The organism is Corallococcus sp. CA049B (assembly GCF_003611685.1).
GTDB lineage: Bacteria > Myxococcota > Myxococcia > Myxococcales > Myxococcaceae > Corallococcus > Corallococcus coralloides.
On sequence record NZ_RAWC01000035.1, the window covers coordinates 36,528 to 57,080 of the forward strand.

The 20,553-nt window shown below is 71.5% G+C and carries 19 protein-coding genes; 9 read left to right on the forward strand and 10 right to left on the reverse strand.

Translation table 11 applies throughout. The features are described from left to right. Positions 1-21 precede the first annotated feature (21 nt). The 4 genes from D7W82_RS11125 to D7W82_RS11145 all read right to left on the reverse strand — a co-directional run bounded on the left by D7W82_RS11125 (position 22) and on the right by D7W82_RS11145 (position 5,338). Entirely contained in the window at positions 22-2,016 is a 1,995-nt protein-coding gene (locus D7W82_RS11125) for a TonB-dependent siderophore receptor (RefSeq protein WP_120618322.1), read from the reverse strand. 438 nt (positions 2,017-2,454) lie between these two features. Further along, positions 2,455-3,429: a metallophosphoesterase gene (locus D7W82_RS11135; protein ID WP_120618324.1), complete on the reverse strand. Its 975-nt coding sequence runs from the start codon at positions 3,427-3,429 to the stop codon at positions 2,455-2,457. A gap of 53 nt (positions 3,430-3,482) precedes the next feature. Further along, positions 3,483-3,833, reverse strand: coding sequence for a hypothetical protein (locus D7W82_RS11140; protein WP_120618325.1), 351 nt, complete (start codon positions 3,831-3,833; stop codon positions 3,483-3,485). A 125-nt stretch (positions 3,834-3,958) separates the two neighbouring features. Beyond that, entirely contained in the window at positions 3,959-5,338 is a 1,380-nt protein-coding gene (locus D7W82_RS11145) for a hypothetical protein (RefSeq protein ID WP_120618326.1), read from the reverse strand. A 77-nt stretch (positions 5,339-5,415) separates the two neighbouring features. Here D7W82_RS11145 and D7W82_RS11150 point away from each other — a divergent pair, with 77 nt between their 5' ends. After that, a complete protein-coding gene (locus D7W82_RS11150; RefSeq protein ID WP_014394487.1) occupies positions 5,416-5,874 on the forward strand; it encodes a YaiI/YqxD family protein in 459 nt (152 codons plus the stop codon). A gap of 11 nt (positions 5,875-5,885) precedes the next feature. Here the strand turns inward: D7W82_RS11150 and D7W82_RS11155 are convergent, their stop codons facing one another. Both D7W82_RS11155 and D7W82_RS11160 read right to left on the reverse strand, forming a co-directional pair. Next, positions 5,886-6,371 carry a hypothetical protein gene (locus D7W82_RS11155; RefSeq protein ID WP_120618327.1) on the reverse strand — a complete coding sequence of 162 codons (486 nt, stop codon included), beginning with the start codon at positions 6,369-6,371 and terminating at the stop codon, positions 5,886-5,888. Positions 6,372-6,483: 112 nt separating this feature from the next. Beyond that, the gene (locus tag D7W82_RS11160) at positions 6,484-7,818 is read right to left on the reverse strand and encodes an amidohydrolase (protein WP_120618328.1); all 1,335 of its coding nucleotides are present in this window, start codon (positions 7,816-7,818) and stop codon (positions 6,484-6,486) included. 250 nt (positions 7,819-8,068) lie between these two features. On the opposite strand from D7W82_RS11160, the gene D7W82_RS11165 reads away from it, so the two are divergent. The 6 genes from D7W82_RS11165 (at position 8,069) to D7W82_RS11190 (ending at position 14,573) form a co-directional block, all read left to right on the forward strand. Beyond that, positions 8,069-8,689 carry an outer membrane beta-barrel protein gene (locus tag D7W82_RS11165; protein WP_120618342.1) on the forward strand — a complete coding sequence of 207 codons (621 nt, stop codon included), beginning with the start codon at positions 8,069-8,071 and terminating at the stop codon, positions 8,687-8,689. Between the two features lie 7 nt (positions 8,690-8,696). Then, positions 8,697-10,517 (forward strand): fatty acyl-AMP ligase, encoded by a 1,821-nt coding sequence (locus tag D7W82_RS11170; RefSeq protein ID WP_120618329.1) that lies wholly within the window; start codon positions 8,697-8,699, stop codon positions 10,515-10,517. Positions 10,518-11,114: 597 nt separating this feature from the next. Beyond that, on the forward strand, positions 11,115-12,224 hold the full coding sequence (locus D7W82_RS11175; RefSeq protein WP_120618330.1) for an acyltransferase: 1,110 nt from the start codon (positions 11,115-11,117) through the stop codon (positions 12,222-12,224). Between the two features lie 85 nt (positions 12,225-12,309). Next, positions 12,310-13,050 (forward strand): YqjF family protein, encoded by a 741-nt coding sequence (locus D7W82_RS11180; RefSeq protein WP_120618331.1) that lies wholly within the window; start codon positions 12,310-12,312, stop codon positions 13,048-13,050. A gap of 46 nt (positions 13,051-13,096) precedes the next feature. Beyond that, positions 13,097-13,537 carry a DUF2089 domain-containing protein gene (locus D7W82_RS11185; RefSeq protein ID WP_120618332.1) on the forward strand — a complete coding sequence of 147 codons (441 nt, stop codon included), beginning with the start codon at positions 13,097-13,099 and terminating at the stop codon, positions 13,535-13,537. Positions 13,538-13,541: 4 nt separating this feature from the next. Further along, positions 13,542-14,573, forward strand: coding sequence for a hypothetical protein (locus D7W82_RS11190; protein ID WP_120618333.1), 1,032 nt, complete (start codon positions 13,542-13,544; stop codon positions 14,571-14,573). 3 nt (positions 14,574-14,576) lie between these two features. Here the strand turns inward: D7W82_RS11190 and D7W82_RS11195 are convergent, their stop codons facing one another. Together D7W82_RS11195 and D7W82_RS11200 are read right to left on the reverse strand one after the other, a co-directional pair. Beyond that, entirely contained in the window at positions 14,577-15,227 is a 651-nt protein-coding gene (locus D7W82_RS11195) for a hypothetical protein (protein WP_120618334.1), read from the reverse strand. Between the two features lie 10 nt (positions 15,228-15,237). Continuing rightward, positions 15,238-16,065, reverse strand: a complete 828-nt coding sequence (locus tag D7W82_RS11200) for an endonuclease I family protein (RefSeq protein ID WP_120618335.1) — start codon at positions 16,063-16,065, stop codon at positions 15,238-15,240. Between the two features lie 279 nt (positions 16,066-16,344). Between D7W82_RS11200 and D7W82_RS11205 the strand changes: the two genes are divergently transcribed. Both D7W82_RS11205 and D7W82_RS11210 read left to right on the forward strand, forming a co-directional pair. Beyond that, the gene (locus D7W82_RS11205; protein ID WP_120618336.1) at positions 16,345-17,307 is read left to right on the forward strand and encodes a TIGR01777 family oxidoreductase; all 963 of its coding nucleotides are present in this window, start codon (positions 16,345-16,347) and stop codon (positions 17,305-17,307) included. A gap of 2 nt (positions 17,308-17,309) precedes the next feature. Beyond that, entirely contained in the window at positions 17,310-18,191 is an 882-nt protein-coding gene (locus D7W82_RS11210; RefSeq protein ID WP_120618337.1) for an alpha/beta hydrolase, read from the forward strand. Positions 18,192-18,227: 36 nt separating this feature from the next. Here the strand turns inward: D7W82_RS11210 and D7W82_RS11215 are convergent, their stop codons facing one another. Together D7W82_RS11215 and D7W82_RS11220 are read right to left on the reverse strand one after the other, a co-directional pair. Next, complete coding sequence (locus D7W82_RS11215; RefSeq protein WP_120618338.1) at positions 18,228-19,298, reverse strand: helix-turn-helix transcriptional regulator; 1,071 nt, start codon at positions 19,296-19,298, stop codon at positions 18,228-18,230. A gap of 102 nt (positions 19,299-19,400) precedes the next feature. After that, positions 19,401-20,465, reverse strand: a complete 1,065-nt coding sequence (locus D7W82_RS11220) for a helix-turn-helix transcriptional regulator (protein WP_158617634.1) — start codon at positions 20,463-20,465, stop codon at positions 19,401-19,403. Positions 20,466-20,553 lie beyond the last annotated feature (88 nt).

Sequence of the window (20,553 nt, forward strand, 5' to 3'; positions counted from 1 at the left end):
TCAGGGTGCAGGGGGGAAGAATCAGAGCCGGGTGGAGACACCGGCCTGGAGGGTGCGGGGGGGGATGGGCAGGTCCGCCGGATTGCCCGCACCAGTGAGGTTGCTGCCCACTACGAAAAGCTGGAGCCCGCCCGCTGGCATGAGCCAGGCGACCCGGGCATCCAGGGAGACGGTGGGGCTGGCACGGTAGGAATCCGCCACACCGTCTCCGTTGGTATCGGGATGGAAGGGACGCTCGCCCGTGAGCGCGCCGCGCACGCTGGCCTCCAGGCGCCACTCGCGGTGACGCCACGTGGCCTGCGCGGTGAGCCGGTGCCGCGCCTGGCCTTCCAGCGCGCGGTCCAGCTCCTGGTCGGTGCCGTCGGTGAGCGTGTAGCCCAGCTCCACCTGGATGCGGCCGGGCAGCGTCTGGCGCAGGCCCAGCTCGCCGCCGCGCACGCGGGCCCGGGCGATGTTGACGTACGAGTAGCGCAGGAAGTCGCCCTCGGACTGGAGCGACGCGGAGATCATGTCGCGCAGCGAGTGCTGGAACAGGCCCACCCACACCACGGAGTCACGCGTGGGGCGCGTCTCCACGTTGAAGCTGAAGCTGCGCGAGCGCTCCGGCTTCAGGTCCGGGTTGCCGCGCACGGTGTAGCCCACGCCAGGGTTCTCGAAGTCGATGAGCAGGTCCTGGAAGCCAGGCGCGCGGTAGCCCCAGCCGTAGCTGCCGCGCACGGTGAGCCACGACAGCGGGTCCACCTTCAGCGCGAAGCGGGGCGTGAGCGCGAGCCCGAACTGCGAATCCACGTCCACCCGTCCGCCGAGCACCGCCACCAACCCCAGGCGCTCCCACAGCGTCCAGCTGTCCTGCGCGTACAGCGAGCCGCGCCCGCGCCGTCCGCGGCCACCGTCCAGCCGGTCCGACTGGAGCCATTCGCCCAGGTACTCGGTGCCCACCACCAGCGCGTGGCCGCCGCCGGGACGCGCGTCCAGCTGCGCGCCCACGCGGGCCTGCTGGTCGCGCGTGTCCTCCACGGTGTCCAGCGCGGAGGCGTTGCGCTGGTCGCGCAGGTAGCGCCGCGCGTAGTGCCCGTAGGACACGTCCGTGCGCAGGTTCACCTTCTCCCCCAGCCGCCAGGCCGGAGACAGGCGCGAGCTGAAGGTGTTGTCGCGGGTGGCCCGGTCGAACACCGCGCCCGCGGCGCCCAGGTCCACGCCGCGCTGGAGGCGGTGCGAATAGGACGCGGTGCCCTCCAGCGACAGCGTCTCCGCGCCGCGCCAGTCACCGCGCGCGGACACGTCGTGGCCGCTCAGCGTGCTGCCCGTGGTGCCGATGTCCGAGGCGTCCAGGTCGTAGGCGTCGCGCCGCTGGAGTCCAGCGCTCATGCGCAGGCCCCACGCGTCGCCGCGCGCCTCACCGGTGGCGTCCAGCTCCAGGCGCCCGAGCGTGCCGTACGCGGCGCGCAGGTCCGCGCCCAGGGTGCGCTGCGCGCGGCGGGTGATGAAGTTCACCACGCCCGCCACCGCGTCGCTGCCGTAGAGCACGGACCCGGGGCCCTTCACGATTTCGACCTGCTCGATGTCCTCCAGCGACAGGCGCGACAGGTCGATGTCGCCGTCCACCTTGCCGGTGACGCGCTCGCCGTCCACCAGCACCAGCACGTACTCCGGGGCCAGGCCCTGCATGGACAGCCCGGAGCCAGAGAAGCCCTGCCGCACCCCGAAGCCCGGGCGCGCGTTCAACAGCTCCGATGCGTCCCGTGCGCCGCTGGCGACAATCTCCGAGCGGGTGATGACCTCGGTGGCCACCGGCGTCTCGCGCAGACGCTCCTGCGTGCGGGAGCCCGTCACCACCGTCTGGAGCGCGGGAGGCTCCTCCACTGGAAGCGCGGCCTCCCCCGCCTGGGCGGGCTCCGCTTCGGACGGCGACGCGGCCTGCGCCACGCCTCCATCCGCGGACGGCACGTCCTCCGCCCGGGCCAGGCCGGACACGGCACTCCACAGCAGCGCGCACAGCCACCAACGCCCGGACATCCCTCGTCCTCCCGGCGCGAAAGCCGGGGGCCTCCGCTCACGGGAGGCCGGTCGGGCGCTGGGCTCAAGGGCCTCGGGCCGCAGGAAACACACTGCCGCGAGCCCCTCACCGGAGGCCCGTTCCTTCCATGCGTCTCAGCCTCGCTCACCCCTCCGGGGAGCACCGCCACCCCGTGGCTCCGCCGAAGGCCCGGCCTCCAGCGGCACCACCTGCGTCCGGTGACACCGGCGGCACTTCAGCTCCACGCCGCCCGGCACCAGTCGCGCCAGCAGGCTGCCGCACATGCAGCGCAGCTCTCCGGCACTTCCCTGTGGCCCGCATCCCTCGTGCATCGCGGCTCCCTGCGCTTGATGGGGCCAGATGATATTGATACTGAATATCAAAGTCAAAAGACTTCCAGCGCCCCCTCCCAGTGGGCGTTCAGCGAAGAGGACCGCCTACTTCGTGCCCGTCTTCGCCGCCGGGCGCGGGGCCGGAGTGGCGGCCTTGGGCGTGGTGAGCAGGGGCACGCGGCCTTCCGGGTAGAGCGCGGTGAGGCGGTCGCCGCGAAGCTCCAGCGCGGCCAGGTGGCGGCCGTAGTGGGTGCTGAGGCCCGTGTCGATGACGATGACCCGGCCGCCGAAGCGGATGGAGAGCCGGCCATCCTTGGACGGCGTGTGGCCCATCACCATGCGGCGGGCGCCGAAGCGCTCCAGCACCTGCGTGAGTCCCGCGTCCCACTTCGCTTCGTCATCGATGGCGTAGCCGCGGAACCACACCGGGCCCTGAGGATCCACGCCGCCGCCCGGCGCCTGCCCCGGCGTCAGGTCCTGCCACACCCAGCGGTTCACCTCCTCCAGGGTGGTGCCGGGGACGGTGGGCGCCAGGCCGCCGTGGAGGAAGAGCGTGTCGTTGATGCGGATGACGGCGGGGTGCGAGCGCAGCCACTTCCCGTAGCGCCCGTCTGCGGCGTAGGCGGCGGCGTGGCCGTGGAGCCCCTTGGGCTCGCCCGGGCCGTCCGCGACGGGGGACTGATCCGCGAAGGAGGCGAACTCGCCGGGCGTGACGTAGCGCAGGTCCCCGCGCATGTTCATCAGCTCGTGGTTGCCCAGGAGCGGGTGCACGCGGCCGCCGGCCTTGCGCGCCTCGGTTTCCAGGCGCATGAGCAACTCGAAGGCGTCGCGGGTGTGGTCGCCCCGGTCCGGCAGGTCCCCGGTCTGCACCAGGTGCGCCTTGCCGCCAATCCAGCGGTCCTTCGCGTCAATGAGGCCCGCGAGCCGGAGCACTTCCTTCAGCGCGTCCACGTCGCCGTGCACGTCCGCCACGGCGACGATGCGCTCCACGCCCGTGAAGACGAAGGGGTCCTGCGCCTTCGGGGCGGCGGCACCCGCGAGCGAGGACAGGAGCAGCAGGGACAGGAGAACGGGGCGCACGGGCTTCCTTCCTTTTGAAGAGGGAGGAAGCCTAGCGCACGTCCCGCGTGGGCCTACGCCCTCGCGGCGGCGTAGATGTCCAGCAGCGTGATGCCCGCGACAGCGCCGGTGGCGGCGAGCAGGCGGCCCTTGCGCACTCCCGGCTCGCGCAGGCCCCTGCCCATGGTGGCCAGGTCGAGCGCGTCACCTGCCACGCGCGCCCACAGCCACGGGCGCTTCTTCGCGGGGCTCAGCAGCGCCACACCGGCGGCGAGCTCCCGGGCGCCGTAGGCCCGCACCCACGTGTCCCCGCGCGAGATGCCGAAGAACCGCAGCAGGTTCCACGCACCCAACAACTCCGTGACGCCCAGGCCCACGCTGAACCAGCCCAGCGCGCGCGGCAGCTTGCTCATCGCCTTCGCCATGACACCGCCTCCTCGAACAGCAAGGTCCGGTGGAAAGCTGGAGGCGTTCCCGGCGCACGCCAAGACCCCTGGCTGTCCGGGCGCCAACGCATGCAGGGAGGCAGACAGGCGGCGGAGCCCCTGTCCTATGGGACGTTGCCTCGGAAGCGGGCTGGAATGGCTCGCACGAGCTGCGGATCCTTCCAATCCCAGACGCGCTCCGGCGCGCTGTCCACGTCCACCGGCACGGAGTTCCACGCATGCACGTCGTAGGAGGTGGAGGCGCGCCAGTGGAAGACGAAGCTGAACGCGGCCGTCGCGGCGAGCACGCCCACCAGGGCGCGATGCTGGCGGGGCGCATCCACCGCGAGCTGCACGGGATACGCGAGGAAGACGGCCAGATAGGGCAGCACGTCCGTGAAGAAGCGCGGCCCCACGGAGTGCCCCGCCCACCAGACGGGGAACGCGGAGATGGCCACCCAGTGCAGGAGCACGATGACGGCGAAGGCCTTCTCGGGGGGCGTCAACTCCCGGCTCTGCCACCGCTGGACGAACCCCACCCCGGCGAGCACCAGGAACGGCGAATAGAGGAGCAGCCCGCGCGAAGGGCTCACCAGGTTCGTGGCCAGCGCCATGAGGAAGCGCGAACCCATCACGTCCAGCGGGTGCGTGTAATACGGCGACAGGATGGAGCCGTAGGTGCGGAGGTTGTACCCGCAGAACGGCAGCGCCACGAGCGCCGCGCCCGCGAAGTACGCGGGCAGCAGCCGGCGGAAGCGCAGGGCGAAGGACGCGGTGACGACGACCACGGAGAGGGAGTGCGTGGGCCGGCACACATACGCGAGCGCCACCGCGAGCCCGGCGAGGAACGCGGTGCGCGGCGTCTGCGCGGGCCTCGCCAGCAGCAGCACGACACAGGCGATGGCGAGCAGCCCGGGGCCGTGCTGCCAGAGGACGCGGCTGGCGGTGGAGTACGCCGTCGTCCCCAGCCCGAAGAGCAGGACGGTGACGAGCGCGGCGCGGGCGGACACGCGCCTGCGCAGCGCGACGAGCAGCACGCCCGCGGCGGCGCACACGTAGAACGAAGCGATGAGGTTCTCGGTGCGGTGGAAGGCGCCCAGGTCCACCTTGCCGGTGCTCCGGAACACCTCCAGCCACGCCAGCGCATCCGCGCCGGGAGTCCCCAGGTGCGCGAGCAGCGGCCGGCCCAACGAGAACAGCCCCTCCGCGGCCGCGAGGAACGGGAGCGCGGCGACCATCACCCCGGGCGGGTACTCGTAATAGGTGTGGCCGCCGTGGACGCCTCGCGCGTACGCGGTCGCCGGGGCGAACGACGGCGCGTACTCGTCCAGGTCGGCGTTGCCCTCGTGGAGGATGCTGGCCGCGGAGGGGATGGACCACAGCGAGTCCGTCTGCATCTGCACCTGGCTCGCGGTGTAGACCGCGAACAACCCCAGACACAGCAGCCAGGCCGCGAGGGACGAAGCCGCGAAGTCGCGGCGGGACGGGGAGGACGCCGGGAGCACGGAGCCGCTTCTAGCGAATCTCCGCGCCCTGCGCGCGGTCCGCGTCACGCGGGGGAAAATCAGCGAGGATGGCGCGCATGAAAATCTGGGTCGATGCCGATGCGTGTCCCGGGCCCGTGCGGGACATCCTGCTGCGCGCCGTGCAGCGCGTGAAGGTGCCCATCGTCTTCGTGGCGAACAAGCCGCTGGCGCTGCCGCGCCTGGCGTACGTGTCCACCGTGCAGGTGGGCGCGGGGCTGGACGTGGCGGACCGGCACATCGCCACGTCCGCGGAGGCCGGGGACCTGGCCGTCACGCAGGACATCCCGCTGGCCGCGCTGCTCGTCCCCAAGGGCGTCGTGGTGATGGATCCCCGCGGGGAGCTCTTCACGCCGGAGACCATCGACGAGCGGCTGTCGATGCGGAACTTCATGCAGGAGCTGCGCGACAGCGGCGTGAACACGGGCGGCCCCGGCGGCTTCTCACCGCAGGACCGCCAGCAGTTCGCGGCCACGCTGGACCGCGAGCTGACCCGGCTGGTGAAGCAGCAGGGCTGAGGCGTCAGCGCCTAATGGCCGGCGCCGCCGCTGCCCTCCGCGGGAGGCGTGCCGGTGGACGGCGCCACGGGGCTCGTGCCGATGCCCTTGTTGCGGTTCCAGGCCTCCGGGATGATGTCCAACCGCGCGCCGGGGTTCTGCGACGGCACGGCTTCCGGAGCCAGATTGTCCACGTCGCGCAGGTCGATGCTGCCCGAGCCGCCCGTGCCCACCTCGTTGATGTCCACGCATTGGAAGTCCTCCGGCTTCGAGGACCATGGGCTGCCCGTGCCTCCGGTGGCCTCCGCGTTGGCCTGGGCCTCGGCGCCCACGTCTCCGTAGAAGTTCATTCCATGCTCGCGCAGCATCTCCTGCGTGCGAGGCGACTCCTCCGCGTCCCAGGACATCTCGTCGCTGGCGAATGCCTCGGACGGGGACTCCTGTGGAACGGACGCGGTCTGCGTGGCACAGCCGCCCAGCAGGAGCGCGGTCATCGAGGCCATGAGCGGAAGCTTCATCAGGATGTCCTCCAGAAGTGTCGTCCGCCTCTCAAGTTGGAGGCACTCGCGGCGGGGGCAAGCGACGGGGAGCCAGCCGGGCCAGCGGCCCCGTTCCAGGCCGGGGCCTCTCTCAATGCTCCACGGGCGCATCGCCTCCGTGCAGGCAGGCCAGCGCCGCCACGGTGAGGGACTCGCAGCCGCTGCGCAGCGAGCCCTCGCGGTCCGGCGCGTAGCGGCTGGAGTGCGGCCCGGGGACGTGCGCCACCTTCTCCAGCGGCGTCGAGCCCGGCGCCTCCTCCCAGGCCTTTCGCGGCGTGATGCCCGCGTACCAGTACGCGGTGGGCACCGGGTGCTCCGGCCCCTGGGCGAAGAAGGGGAAGTCCTCGCTCGCGGTGGCGAGCACGCCCGGCACCAGCGCGGCGTGACCGAACCATTCCGCGTGCGCGTCCCGGACGCGGCGGAGGAGCTCCGGGTCGTTGCGGTTCACCGGCCCTCGGTTCAGGACCTCCACCTGGGGAGGCTCCGGCGCGCCCGCCGCCGCGGCCTCGCCCTTCGCGATGCGTTCGATGGCGGCGAGCACCCGGGCCTGCACCGCGTCGTCCTCCGTGCGCACCGTCAGCTCCAGCAGGGCCTCCTCCGGAATCACGTTGGCGCGCGAGCCCGCCTGGAAGTGGCCCACCGTCACCACCGCGGCCTCCAGCGGTGACAGCTCGCGCGACACGATGGTCTGCAGGCGCAGCACCACGCTGGCCCCCAGCACCACGGGGTCCACGGACAGCTCCGGCTGCGCTCCATGCGCGCCCCGGCCGAAGAGTCGGATCCGCACGTGCGCGGAGCCCATCATCGTCACGCCCTCGCGGTGCATGAAGGTGCCCACCGGCAGCGGCGCCGTGTGCTGGCCCAGCACTGCGTCCGGCGTGCCGAAGCGCGAGTAGAGCCCGGCGTCCAGCATCGCCTTCGCGCCCTGGAGGGTCTCCTCCGCCGGCTGCCCCACCACCATCACCGTGCCGCGCCAAGCGTCGCGCGAGCGCGCCAGCACCGCCGCCGTGCCCACCAGGCACGCCGTATGGACGTCGTGGCCGCACGCGTGCATCACCGGCTCGCCGTCCTCCGTCCGCGCGCGGCTCGCGTACGGCAGCCCCGTCTTCTCCTCCACGGGCAGCGCATCCATGTCCCCACGCAGGAGCACCGTGGGCCCGTCACCGTTGCGCAGCAGGCCCACCACGCCGTGGCCGCCCACGTCCCGGCTCACCTCGTAGCCCTCCGCCTCCAACCGGCGCGCCACCTGGGCGGCCGTGCGCGCTTCCTGACCGGACAGCTCCGGGTGTTCATGCAGGTCCCTGTAGAGGGCGTCCACGTCCGGCAGCACCGCGTCCAGCTGCGCGAGCACGCGCCGGGCGCGGTCCTGGATGCCGGAAGGGGTGGACGGGCCCGCGACGGGCTGGGGGTGGGCGGCGTCGTTCATGGCGGGGTGCTCCCGTCCCGGACGCGAGGAGGAGGTGCGGCGGGCCTCCGGGTACGGCTCAAGGTGGAAGCCGCGCGCAGGGGTTCACAGGGGATGGGCAGGGAGGCAGGCCGGGGCCCGGCTCCGTGCGCTGCCTCCCCCACCCTCGGGGGCGCCGTGGGCCTCCGGGGTACCGCCTGTCCGTTCGTTGTTCGCCCCTCCCCCGGAGACCACCTTCTGGCTGCGCATGAGACACATGGAGGGAGCGGTCATGAGGCGAAGCATCGCGTTGGGGCTCTGCCTGGCAGGACTGACGGGTGGCGCCGCCCGGGCCCAGGACCCACCGACGGACGCGCCCACGCGGATGGGCCGGGTGGATTGGCAGGGCCCGTACTTCCTCCTGGGATTGGGCGTGGAGGGCTACACGGGCAAGCTCGCGCCCAACCTGGATCCGGGGCCGTCGTATGGCGTCGTCGTGGGCTACCGCGCCAATGACTACCTGGGCCTGGAGCTGGGCTACAGCGGCGGTGTGAGCAGCCTGTCCGTCGCGGACAGCTCCAACTTCTTCGCCACGCCGGACATCGTGCGAAACGGAGGGCAGGCGGAGCTCACGATTGGCTTCACCCCCACCCGGCTGCAGCCCTACGTGCACGGAGGCATTGGCGTCGAGCGCTACTCGGTGCGCGAGGGCAACTTCTTCCGGTTCTTCGACGACACCGGGGGCTACGCGCCCGTGGGAGCGGGCGTGCGATTCAAGCTCAACCCCCAGCTCACGGCCGAGGTGCGCGGCACCTACAGCTTCCTCTTCGGCCAGGACTTCTCGCCCACGCAGGACCTTGGCGCGGGGGACGGCCGCTACTCGGGCGTCCTGATGATTGGCGGCAGCTATTGAGGTGCGCATGTCCGTCACGCTGATCGACCTGCTCGACGAGCGGAGCCGCCGTCCTCCGGATCCACGCCTCTACACCTTCCTGGAGGACGACGCGGAGGTGACGCTCACGCGGGGTGCGCTGGCATCGAGCGCACACCGCATCGCCGCGGCGCTCCAGTCGCTCGCGGCCGGGGGCGAGCGCGCGGTCCTGCTCTATCCGCCCGGCGCGGACTACCTCCGAGGCTTCTTCGGCTGCGTGTGCTCGGGGTTGGTGGCGGTGCCGGCATATCCACCGGACCCATCGAGGCTGGAGCGCACCCTGCCCCGCCTGCGTGCGCTCATCGCGGACTCCGGGGCCACGGTGGTGCTCACCACGTCCTTCATCCGGTCCATGGCGGAGCTGCTCTTCACGGACGCGCCGGAGCTGCGAGCGCTGAAGTGGGTGGCGACGGACGCGCTGGAGGAAGGCGACGCGGCGGAGTGGAAGCGGCCGGACGTCACGGCCGACACGCTGGCCTTTCTCCAGTACACGTCCGGCAGCACCGGGACGCCCCGGGGCGTGATGCTCAGCCACGGCAACCTGCTGCACAACCTGGGAGCCATCCGCCGCGCCTTCCAGACGCGCGACGACAGCGTGGGCGTCATCTGGCTGCCGCCGTATCACGACATGGGTCTCATTGGAGGCGTGCTGGTGCCGCTGGCGCAGGGCTTCCACACGGCGCTGATGTCGCCGCTGACGTTCCTCAAGCGGCCCCGCGCGTGGCTGGAGGCGCTCACCCGCTTCGGCGGCACCATCAGCGGCGGGCCCAACTTCGCGTTCGACCTGTGCGTGCGGCGCATCCCGCTCGCGCAACGGGAGGGCCTGGACCTGGGCCGCTGGGAGGTGGCGTTCTGCGGCGCGGAGCCCATCCGCCCGGACACCCTGGAGCGCTTCACGGAGGCGTTCGGCCCGCATGGCTTCCGGCGAGAGGCGTTCTACCCATGCTACGGCCTGGCGGAAGGGACGCTCATCGTCTCCGGTGGAGCGAAGGAGGCAGCCCCCGTCCTCCGAGACGTGGACACCGCCGCGCTGGAGGCAGGCAGCGCGAGGGCGCCCATTGGCGCGGCCCGGACGCTGGTGGGCAGCGGAGCGACGCTGCCGGATCAATCCCTGTGCATCGTGGCGCCGGACACCCGCCGCGAGCTCCCGCCGGACGAGGTGGGCGAGGTCTGGGTGAAGGGGCCGAGCGTGGCGAAGGGCTACTGGAGGCGCGAGGACGAGTCCGCGAGGGTCTTCCAGGCAAGGACCGCGCAGGGAGACGGGCCCTACCTGAGGACCGGGGACCTGGGCTTCCTGGACGACGGAGAGCTGTACGTCACGGGGCGAGAGAAGGACCTGATCATCGTGCGTGGCAGGAACCTGTACCCCCAGGACCTGGAGTCGGTGGTGGAGGAGAGCCACCCCGCGCTCAGGCCCGGATGCGGCGTGGCCTTCGGCGTGGAGGTGGACGGCGAGGAGCACCTCGTCGTGGTGCAGGAGGTGGATGCACGCAAGTGGGACGGCGAAGTGGCGCCAGTGATGGGAGCCATCCGAGGACGTCTGGCGACGGTGCACGAGGTGAGGCCCCGAGCGGTGGTGCTCATCGAGCCCGGGAGCCTGCCCAAGACCTCCAGCGGCAAGGTGCAGCGGCGAGCCACGCGGGAGGCCTTCCTCGCCGGAGCGCTGCGCGAGCTGCACGCCTGGTGCACGACCACGATGAACGGCGCGGACGTGCACACCGAACGTTCAGCGAGGGAGTTCCGGGTCCTGGCAAGTGTGCCGGCGCGCCTGGGAGCGAGGGTAGAGGACCTGGACGCCCAGACGCCCTGACCCAAGGGACCGGATTCGATGGAGCAGCCAGAGCAGGCACCGAGCGTGCCAGGTGTGACCAGGGCACCGTCCGAAGCGTGAAGCCGAGGGCCCCAAGCTCCAGGACCCGGATGCCCACCTCCCGCCCGACCCGGCCCCAAAACCTGTCCGACTGTCGGACAGGTTTCCGCTTCCCGGGCGGCAAGGGGCCCTCCCCTGGCGGCGGTTCTCCAAAACCTGTCCGACTGTCCGACAGGTTTCCGCGGCTCGGGCGGCAAGGAGGCCTCCCCTGGCGGCGGTTCTCCCAACCGGTCCGACTGTCGGACAGGTTTTTTCGGTTCGCCTCCGACGGGGAGCCATCAACGGGTTCTCACCTTCTCATCGCGATGGAGCGCATTCGCTTCCAAGAGCCTGGCGCCTGGTCGCTCGGGCCATGGGCGCATCCGGGCGGGGGCTGCGCCAACGCGTGTCCGGCGCGTCGGGTCCGACGCGTCCCGAATGGGCTGAGCGGCGTGTCACTGGCGGGTCGGGCGCGCCTTGCTAGCATCGGGCGCATCCCCCCGCTGAAAGCTGACTCCGCTGAACGCCACCGAACCGCGCCATCTGGCCGGCCTGGACCTGCTCCGGTGCCTGGCCATCCTCGTCGTCGTCGTCTACCACTACCCCCGTCCCCAAGGGCACGAGGCCTACCAGTCGTTCGCCAACTTCGGGTGGACGGGCGTGGAGCTGTTCTTCGTGCTCAGCGGCTTCCTCATCGGCTCACAGCTGCTGGAGCCGGTGTCGCGCGGTGAGACGCCGTCGCTGCGGCGCTTCTACCTGCGGCGCGCGCTGCGCATCCTTCCGTCCTTCCTGGTCGTGCTGGGCCTCTACCTCTTCGTACCGGCCTGGACGGAGCGGCCCCTGGTGACGCCCGCGTGGCGCTTCCTCACCTTCACCCAGAACTTCGGCCTGCGCATCAATGGCTTCTCCCACGCGTGGTCCCTGTGCGTGGAGGAGCACTTCTATCTGGTGCTGCCGCTCACCGTGCTCGCGCTGCGCGGGCGCCTCCGCGCGCCGTCCCTCATCGCGATCGCGGCGGCCGTGATGGGCGGCGGCATGCTCCTGCGCGGCGGGCTGTGGCAGCACCACTTCTCCGCGCTCGGGCCGGCCGATCCAGGGTGGCGCGACTTCGACATGCTCCTCTACTACCCGACGTACGCGCGGCTCGACGGGCTGATGTGCGGCGTGCTGCTCGCGGCCCTGCGCGTCTTCCGGCCACAGGCCTGGGAGCGCTGGACTCGCGGCGCCCGCGCACGGGCCATGGCCCTCGTGGGACTCGCGTGCCTGGGCGGCGTCCTCTTCATCAACGAGGAGCACTACCGCTACCTCCCCTATGTCCTGCTGGCGTTCCCCCTGGCCGCCCTGGGCTTCTCGGCGCTGTTGCTGTCGCTCGCGGGCCCCGCGGCCTCGCGCGTCTGCGCGCGCATCCCGGGCGTGAAGACCTTCGCGGTCCTGAGCTTCACCGTCTACCTCACGCACAAGGCCGTGCAGCACGGCGTGCGGGAAGCGCTGGCACCACATGGCATGGACGCGTTCCACGTCGTCACGTGGGTGGGCGGCGCCGTGGCGGTGCTGCTCGCCTCGCTCGCGCTGCACCATGGCGTGGAGCGGCCCGCGCTGAAGTGGCGGGAGCGGCTGGAGCGGGGGTTTGCGCCCAGGAAGCCACAGGCGCAGCCCTCCGTTCCCTGAACGGCGGCCCGCGCTTCTGCGCGACAGAAGCCGCGCAAGGGGGCGGGCCTGGGCCCGGGTGTCGCGTGCGCGCTAGACCTCGTGCATGCGCCCCTTCCTGACGGCGACGTGGCGGTACCTGCTGATGCTCAACTACGAGGTGGATCCGGCGGTGCTGCGGCCCCTCGTCCCTCGTGGCACGGAGCTCGACGCGTGGCAGGGCCGCACGTTCGCGAGCATGGTCGGCTTCCGCTTCCTCGACACGCGCGTGCGGGGACTCGCGGTGCCGTTCCACCGGGACTTCGATGAGGTGAACCTGCGCTTCTACGTGCGCCGCCTGGGCCCCGAAGGCTGGCGGCGCGGCGTGGTGTTCGTGCGCGAAATCGTGCCCCGGCTCGCCATCGCCACCGTGGCGCGTGTCCTCTACAACGAGCCCTACGTCGCGCACCCCATGCGCCACGCCGTGAACATGGACGGCGCGGACACCGGCGCGCCCGGCCACGTCGAGTACGCCTGGAAGTCCCACGGCCGCTGGCACCAGCTGTCGGCCCGGACGCTCGGCACGCCGGCCGAGAGCGCCCCCGGCTCCCAGGAGGAGTTCATCACCGAGCACTACTGGGGCTACACCGCCCAGCGCGACGGCGGCTGCGCCGAGTACCGCGTGGAGCATCCCCGCTGGACCGTCTGGCGCGCCCGGGAGACCGCCTTCGACTGCGACGTGGCCCGCTTCTACGGCCCCGCCTTCACGGAGTGCCTCCGGGGCACGCCCCACTCCGCCTTCGTGGCCACCGGCTCGGAAGTGTCCGTCTTTCCTGGAAATGAACTCCCGCCCTTGTCAGCGCCATAGAAATCAATATTCTCAATTCTGAAATTGATTTTCTGAATAACCTACCATGACGACCTCCAAGTCCACCTGGCCCGTGCCCACCCGCTGCCCCGTCTGTGGAGGCGGCACCGTCATCGAACGGGTGCGCTGCGACGGGTGCGCGTCCGCGGTGGAGGGGCGCTTCACGACGGGCTGGGTGCAGCAGCTGTCTCCGGAGCAGCTCGCGTTCGTGCGCGTGTTCATGGCCTGCCGGGGGAAGATCAAGGACGTGGAGCAGGCGCTGGGCCTCTCCTATCCGACGGTGGTGGCGCGGCTGGACGACGTGGTGGAGGCCCTGGGCCAGGCGCCCGGAGCCCCGCCGCCTCCCACGCCTCCCACGCCTCCCGCGCCGCCACCTCCGCCCCGGGAGCGCGGCTCCCCGCGCCGGGCGCAGATTCTCGATGACCTCGCGGCCGGGCTCATCGACGCGGACGAGGCCGCTCAACGTCTCAAGAAGGCACGGGAGTAACCCCATGATGGACCCTGAAGCCACGCCGTCCTCCGACGCCTCGTCTTCCTCGCGAGAAGGGACTCAGCGCCACGCGATTCCGTGGGGACAGCACGCGGAGCTGGTGCTGCACGCGCCCGCCGCCACGCTCGTCGTGTCGCCGCTGCCGGAGGGAGAGAAGCCCTACCTGGTGACGCACGGCCGGGTGGAGACGCGCATCCAGGAGCACGGCCGGGTGACGAAGGTGGAGCTGATGCCGCGCGAGGCCGGCTTCCTGTCCCTGTTCTGGCGCCACGGTGGACAGGCGGAGCTGTTCGTTCCACCGGACGTGCGCGCGAAGCTCCTGCTGGACGCGGGCGCGGTGCGCATCTCCGGCCTGAAGGACTGCGAGCTGGAGCTGAACACCGACGCGGGCACGGCGAGCCTGCGCGACGTGCACGGCAAGCTGACCCTGCGCACGGGCGCGGGCCGCATCATCGGCGAGCGCGTGGGCGGCACCCTCCACGTCCACGCCGCCGCGGGCGCGGTGAAGCTGGACGTGGACGCGCTGGACGTGGGCGAGCACCGCATCGGGACGCAGGTGGGCGCGGTGGAGCTGCGCCTGGTGCCCGGGCTGGACGTGAACATCTCCGCCCATACGTCGCTGGGCTCGGCGCAGACGCGCTACCCGTCCAACCCCCAGGCCGCCACGACCCTCCTGTTGGAGACGGAGCTGGGCTCGGTGCGCATCCGCGAGTCGGGCCGTTCGCGCGGCGAGGACGCGGAGGGCTGGGAGGAGGAGTCACTGCGCTGGCAGCGTCAGGCGGAGCGCTGGCAGCGCCGCGCCGAGCGCCACGCGAACCAGTGGGCCCACGCCTGGGCGAACTCCTGGGGCGCGCCGCCCTGGGCAGGCCAGGGCTCCCGGCACCACCGGCCGCAGCCGCCCGTGCCGCCCCCGCCTCCGCAGCAGGCCCGGGGCATCCCCGACGAGGAGATGCGCCGAGTACTGGACCTGGTGGAGGCCGGCAAGCTCAGCGCGGAGGACGCCCACAAGCTGCTCAAGGCGATGCAGCGCTGAGGCTCAGGCGCCCTGCGTGAGGAAGCGGAAGGGGCGCAGGCAGTCCTCCCGGGTGCACCGGAAGAGGTAGCCCCGGCCGTTGTCTCCGAAGTCCAGGCCGAACGGCATCGCGGCCAGCTGCGCGACGAAGCGCATGGGCGCGTCACAGCACTCCGGCATGGCTTCTCCGTTGAGCCACACGGGCACGCCGCCCACCTTGCTCTCCGGCGCCTCCTCCTTGGCGCGGTCGAGCGCGGCGAACTGCTCCTCGGTGGCCTCGTTGACGTCCACCGACAGGGCCTCGGTGTCCTCGGTGGCGGGCTCGAAGCCGAGCGTCCATTCCGCGTACGGCTTCACCGGCCCCGGCGGCGCGCTCACGGACGGCGCGCCCGCCTTCACCGGCACGGCCGCGTTGGCGCCCTCCTCCGGGTCCCAGCGGAAGCAGACGGTGTCGGGGTTCTCGCACTGGAAGACGTGGACCGACGCGTACGGCGCCAGGTCCAGCCGTCCTTCGACGTGCGGCAGCTGGAAGAGGAAGCGCTGGGGCCCGCCGCACATCGCGCAGGCGGGCCACTCCAGGGGGCCCGGCGCCTCGGGCGTGCCCCCCACCTTCATCAGGGGGACACCGGTGCGGCCAGGGACGAGCGCCCACAAGGGCGCGAGCGGACGGGACATGCCCCGGACTCTAGAAGTCCGCGATGCGGTCGGCCAGTGACGCGTCGTCCACGAAGGGGTTGCGGTTCTGCTGGTAGGTCTCGATGGCGTCGTTGCGCGCCACCTCCGCCGCGTCCACCTTGTCCAGCTTGTTCCACTCCTTGAGCACCGCCTCGTCTTGCGGCGGGATGGCCTTGTTGTAGACGGTGGAGAAGTAGAACAGCGCGCGCGCCACGTTGCCCTTGTGCGCGTCCGGCGGCTCGAAGACGGTGCGGCCCTGCGCGTCGGTGCCGAACTTGGCGCCGTTCTCCTCCCACTTCACCTTCGTCACCGTGCCGAAGGGGTAGTTGCCCCGGATGGAGTTGGCCTTGCTGTCCGTGGGGAACAGGTGGTGCAGGTCCGCCTTCGCCGCGCCCGTGGCGCCCTTGGACTGGGGCCAGGTGTGCTCGGTGTTCATCACGTTGCTGCTGGGGATCTTGTTCGTCTTCAGTTCCTTGCCCGTGTAGACGCACGTCACGATGCCGTCGTGGTTGTCCAGGGTGGTGAAGATGATCTTCCGCGCCTGGTCGTAGCCCAGGTTCTTGTGCTTGCTGACCGCGTCGTGCAGCGCGTTGATCAGCGCCTGGTCCTTCAGGCCGTCGTAGCGCGGATCCGACTTGGGCGGCACGTCCTCCACCGGCACCTGCGGCGCGGGCACCGGCGTCGTGGGCGTCGTCGGGGCCTTCTTCGCAGAAGGGCCGGCCTCGAACGTGGAGACCGACGAGAACGCCTTCGGGGTGACACGGGCCGTGTTGGCCGGGGCCGACGCGGAGTTCGTCGAGGGGCGGGTCGCGGAGAGCGGGCGGGACGGGATGATCATGACGGCCCTCAGGATTCGAGGTGGGGGGATGACGCATTGTCGTCCGGACACGGGCCCGGTTGCGTGACGCGCCGCATTTTCCCTCCGAGCCGGTTGGTTTCTCCCGCCCGACCCGGGACATCCCGGAAAATGCCCCACCGCCGGGCTCCGGAGCCGGGGAAAAGCGGGGCTCATCGGCGGCACCAGGACGACCCGGGGGCCCGGTTCCGGGAGCCGGGCGGCCCGGACGGGGTGCGCGCTATGCCTCCGGGTGCCGCACCACATGAGGGGGCTTCGTCCATGAAGGTCGTGATTCCGGGTGGCACGGGACAGGTGGGCGCCTTGCTGGCGCGGGCGTTCACCGCGCGGGGGGATGACGTCGTCCTCATCAGCCGGGGAGGCCAGGGCGAGGCGCGCACGGTGTCCTGGGACGGGCGCACCCTGGGTGACTGGGCGAAGGAGGTGGATGGCGCCGACGCGGTCATCAACCTGGCGGGGCGCAGCGTGAACTGCCGCTACACGGAGGAGAACCTGCGCCAGATGATGGACTCGCGGGTGGACTCCACGCGGGTGGTGGGCCAGGCCATCCAGCAGGCCGCGAAGCCGCCGCGCGTGTGGCTGCAGATGAGCACCGCGACGCTGTACGCGCACCGGATGGACGCGCCCAACGACGAGGCCACCGGGCTCATTGGCGGGAACGAGCCGGGGGTGCCCGCGTACTGGAAGCGCAGCATCGACATCGCGCAGGCCTGGGAGCGCACGCTGGCGGAGGCCGACACGCCCCGCACGCGCAAGGTGGCGCTGCGCAGCGCGATGGTGATGAGCCCGGACAAGGAGGGCATCTTCGACGTGCTCCTGGGCCTGACGCGCCGGGGACTGGGAGGCCCCGCGGGCAGCGGGCGGCAGTACGTGTCGTGGATCCACGACCGGGACTTCGTGCGCGCGGTGCAGCTGCTGCTGGAGCGCGACGACCTGGACGGGCCGGTGAACCTGGCCGCGCCGAACCCGCTGCCCCAGCGGGAGCTGATGGCGAAGCTGCGCGAGGCGGCGCACGTGAGCGTGGGGCTGCCGGCGGCGAAGTGGATGCTGGAGGTGGGCGCGTTCTTCATGCGCACGGACACGGAGCTGTTGCTCAAGAGCCGCCGCGTGGTGCCCGGGCGGCTGCTGGACGCGGGCTTCACCTTCGAGTACCCCGACTGGGGGACCGCCGTGACGAACCTCGTCGAGCGCTGGCGCGTGGGGAGCGGCCCCGTCCGGAGCTGACCGTGTCCACGAAGCAGTACCGCGTCCGCTGGGGTCGCATCGCCGTGTGGGGGCTCGCGCTGGGCGCGCTGGGCATGGGCGGGTTCACGGCGGCGCGAGGTCTGCGCACGGCCCAGGCGCTGGTGCACCCGGCGCGCATCCCGGTGACGCCGCCCCCCAACCCGGACGCGCTGCCAGACCTGGAGGACGTGTCCTTCGAGGCCGCGGGGCGGAAGCTTCAAGGGTGGTACGTGCCGTCCCGCGACGGGACGGCGGTGGTGCTGGTGCACGGCTTCGCGGACAACCGCACGCGTGTGCTCTTCGAAGCGAAGGTGCTGTCGGAGGCGGGGCACGGCGTGCTGCTCTTCGACCTGCACGGCCAGGGCGAAAGCGAAGGCGACGCGGTGGGCTGGGGCGACAGTGAGCGCGAGGACGTGCGCGCGGCCCTGGCCTTCGTGCGGGCCCGGCCGGACGTCACCCCGGGACGCGTGGGCCTGTTCGGGTTCTCCATGGGCGGGACGACGGCCCTGCTGGTGGCGCAGGAGGACGCGCGGGTGAAGGCGGTGGCGGCGGCGGGGGCGTTCCCGGACCTGGCGGGGGACATGGGCTCGCACTACGGCCTGAGCACCTGGGCGGTGCTGTGGGGCCTGCGCCGGTCCGGCATCGACGTGGACGCGGTGAGGCCCGTGGACGGCATGTGCCGGCTGGAGGGCCGGCCGCTGCTGCTCATCAACGGCGGCAGCGACCCGGACGGCCCCCAGAAGCTGGACGGCCGCCTCTACCGCGCCGCCTGCGAGCCCCGCGAGCAATGGGTGGTGCCGGAGGCGGCCCACGGCGAGTACGCGCAGAAGGCCCCCGAGGACTACGCGCGCCGCCTGCGCGACTTCTTCGCCCGCGCGCTCTGAGCACTGTCCCCGGGTGACGAGCTCCCACCGGCCGCCTCACTCCCGGCGGCCCTTGGCGACGAACTCCCCGCGGCTGTGGATGCCGGTCTTCTCGAACAGCGACTTGATGTGGACCTTCACCGTCTCCACGGAGCACCCGAGCCGGGAGGAGATCTCCTTGTTCGCCAGGCCCTCGTGAAGACAGTCCGCCACGCGTGACTCCTGGGCGGTGAGCTTCTCCTTCCAGTCCGGGCGCAGCCAGTGGACCCGCTCGTGCATCCGCACCTGCCACAGGTTGCGGCCCCCCCAGCTGACGGCGGAGGGACCGAACGTCACGTCCAGCCGGTCCGCGCCGCGCTCCAGCGTGAGCGACTCCAGCCGCGGATCCACCGCGACATCGAAGCGGGACAGCGCCCTCACCCGCTCCGCCCAGGCGCGGGGAACGCCGTCGCTGAGCTCATGCGACGGAAACCACCGCTCCAGCAGCGGGATGGCCGGCCCCGTGTCCACCACCTTCCGCCCCAGGCTGTTGAGCACCAGCACGGGGCTCGCGCCCATCGCGATGGCCTTCAGCAGGTCCCGCTCGAAGCGCACGGCGTAGAGCTCCTGGAGCCGCGCCACCGCCCGGGAGATGTACGGGATGATCTGCTGGAGGAACCACTGCGCCCGGAGCGTGAAGGGCCGGGTGGACTCCCGGTACATCGCGATGCCGCCCTTCAGGTCCTGCTCCGTGAAGAGGAGCGACGCCAGCACGCGCTTGAGCTTCAGCCCCGCGCCCTGGCTGCGCCGGAAGGTCTCCGTCTCCACCAGCGCCTGCCCCCGCAGCATCTGCTCGTCGCTGAGCACCAGGTTGGGCCGCGCCACCGTGGCGCGGAAGACGAAATCCTCCTGCACCCACTCCGCGTAATCCTTGAGGAGGGGGTGGACGGTGTCCGTCCTCCACTGCAACCCCGCCGTCCCATCCGGGTTCGCGCAGCCCACCGCCAGGTGGTCCGCCTCGCAGAGCGAGAGGAGCGCCCGGGAGAGGGCTTCATAGACGTCCTCCAGCGTCCGGGCGTTGCCCAGCGCTTCCTTCAGCTCCGCGACCAACGCCTGCTCACGCGACAGGAACTTCCGTGCCTTGCCCATGGGTACGACCCCCGTTTGCAATACCCATCAAGTATTACGAGGGCGGAAACAGGGCCCATCCCACCAAAGAGGTATGGCGGGCCTGCCGGGCGTAGCCGCCTGCTACGCGCGGCGGCCCTGCGCGAGGAACTGAGTGCGGCTGGAGGTCCCCGTCTTCCGGTAGATGGACTGCAACTGCTTCTTCACCGTCCCCTCCGTACTCCCAAGCGGGAGCGCGATGTCCCGGTTCGAATCGCCCCGGTGGACGCCGTCCGCCACCTTGATCTCCGTGGGCGTCAGCAATCGCAGCCAGTCCTCCCGCAGCCAGTGCGGACGCTCGAGGATGCGGACCTGCCACAGCGGATTGCCCGCCCAGTGGATGGTGGAGAGGGAGAACGTCACCTGCAATTGCTCACCGTCCCGCTCCCGGTCATCGCGGAGCAGGGCCGGAGGATGCATCCCCTTCACGCGCGACAACGCCTCCACCCGCTTCACCCACGCATGGGGAATCCCCCGCGGCGTCAGGTCCGAGCGCGCGAACCACTTCTCCAACAGCCGCGTGGCCGCGTTGGTCCGGACCATCTCCCGGCCCCAGGGCGTCAGCACCAGCAGGGCCCCGGACTCGACAGCGCCGGACTTGAGCAGATCCAGCTCCAATCCCTGCGCATGGATCCTCTGGACGTGACTGACCGCGCGATGGATGGCGGGCACGAGCAACTGCAACAATCGCTGGCTGCGCGCCGGGAAGGGCCGCGAGCGCTCGCTGTACACCGCGAGCCCGCCCTTGAGGCCCTGCTGCTCTTCCATGAGCAGCGTCGCCATCACCTGCCGCAGGTCCAGCCCCGCCTCCACGCTGCGATGACGGGTCGGCTGGGTGTCCAGCTTCTGTCCCCGCAGCATCTCCTGCGTGCTCAACACGCGGTTGGGCTGGGCAATCGTGGCCTGGAAGACGAAGTCCTGCGTCACCCATTCGGAGTAATGCTTGAGCAGGGGCATCGTCGTGCGGCTCGTCCACTGGAGCCCCACGGAGCCATCCAGGTTGGCGCACCCCAGCGCGAAGTGGTCCGCCTGACACAGCTGGAGCACGCGCGGCTCCAGCACGTCATGGATGTCCTGGTAGCTGCCAAGGCCCACCAGGTTCGTCAGCAGCTCATTCTGGATCGACTCTTCGCGTGACGTGAATCGCAAGGCCCTACCCATGCGGAATGCCTCCCCCGGCAATGCCATACGTCTGAAGCATGACACGGACAGGCTCCGGGGCTGGAAGCCCCTCCCC

What these genes read in the sequence shown, in the direction of transcription:
- D7W82_RS11190 (WP_120618333.1), top strand. Translation starts at nt 13,542, where the DNA reads ATGATGGACCCTGAAGCCACGCCGTCCTCCGACGCCTCGTCTTCCTCG.
- D7W82_RS11150 (WP_014394487.1), top strand. Translation starts at nt 5,416, where the DNA reads ATGAAAATCTGGGTCGATGCCGATGCGTGTCCCGGGCCCGTGCGGGAC.
- D7W82_RS11155 (WP_120618327.1), bottom strand. Translation starts at nt 6,371, where the DNA reads ATGAAGCTTCCGCTCATGGCCTCGATGACCGCGCTCCTGCTGGGCGGC.
- D7W82_RS11205 (WP_120618336.1), top strand. Translation starts at nt 16,345, where the DNA reads ATGAAGGTCGTGATTCCGGGTGGCACGGGACAGGTGGGCGCCTTGCTG.
- D7W82_RS11170 (WP_120618329.1), top strand. Translation starts at nt 8,697, where the DNA reads ATGTCCGTCACGCTGATCGACCTGCTCGACGAGCGGAGCCGCCGTCCT.
- D7W82_RS11215 (WP_120618338.1), bottom strand. Translation starts at nt 19,298, where the DNA reads ATGGGCAAGGCACGGAAGTTCCTGTCGCGTGAGCAGGCGTTGGTCGCG.
- D7W82_RS11160 (WP_120618328.1), bottom strand. Translation starts at nt 7,818, where the DNA reads ATGAACGACGCCGCCCACCCCCAGCCCGTCGCGGGCCCGTCCACCCCT.
- D7W82_RS11195 (WP_120618334.1), bottom strand. Translation starts at nt 15,227, where the DNA reads ATGTCCCGTCCGCTCGCGCCCTTGTGGGCGCTCGTCCCTGGCCGCACC.
- D7W82_RS11200 (WP_120618335.1), bottom strand. Translation starts at nt 16,065, where the DNA reads ATGATCATCCCGTCCCGCCCGCTCTCCGCGACCCGCCCCTCGACGAAC.
- D7W82_RS11180 (WP_120618331.1), top strand. Translation starts at nt 12,310, where the DNA reads ATGCGCCCCTTCCTGACGGCGACGTGGCGGTACCTGCTGATGCTCAAC.
- D7W82_RS11185 (WP_120618332.1), top strand. Translation starts at nt 13,097, where the DNA reads ATGACGACCTCCAAGTCCACCTGGCCCGTGCCCACCCGCTGCCCCGTC.
- D7W82_RS11165 (WP_120618342.1), top strand. Translation starts at nt 8,069, where the DNA reads ATGAGGCGAAGCATCGCGTTGGGGCTCTGCCTGGCAGGACTGACGGGT.
- D7W82_RS11125 (WP_120618322.1), bottom strand. Translation starts at nt 2,016, where the DNA reads ATGTCCGGGCGTTGGTGGCTGTGCGCGCTGCTGTGGAGTGCCGTGTCC.
- D7W82_RS11140 (WP_120618325.1), bottom strand. Translation starts at nt 3,833, where the DNA reads ATGGCGAAGGCGATGAGCAAGCTGCCGCGCGCGCTGGGCTGGTTCAGC.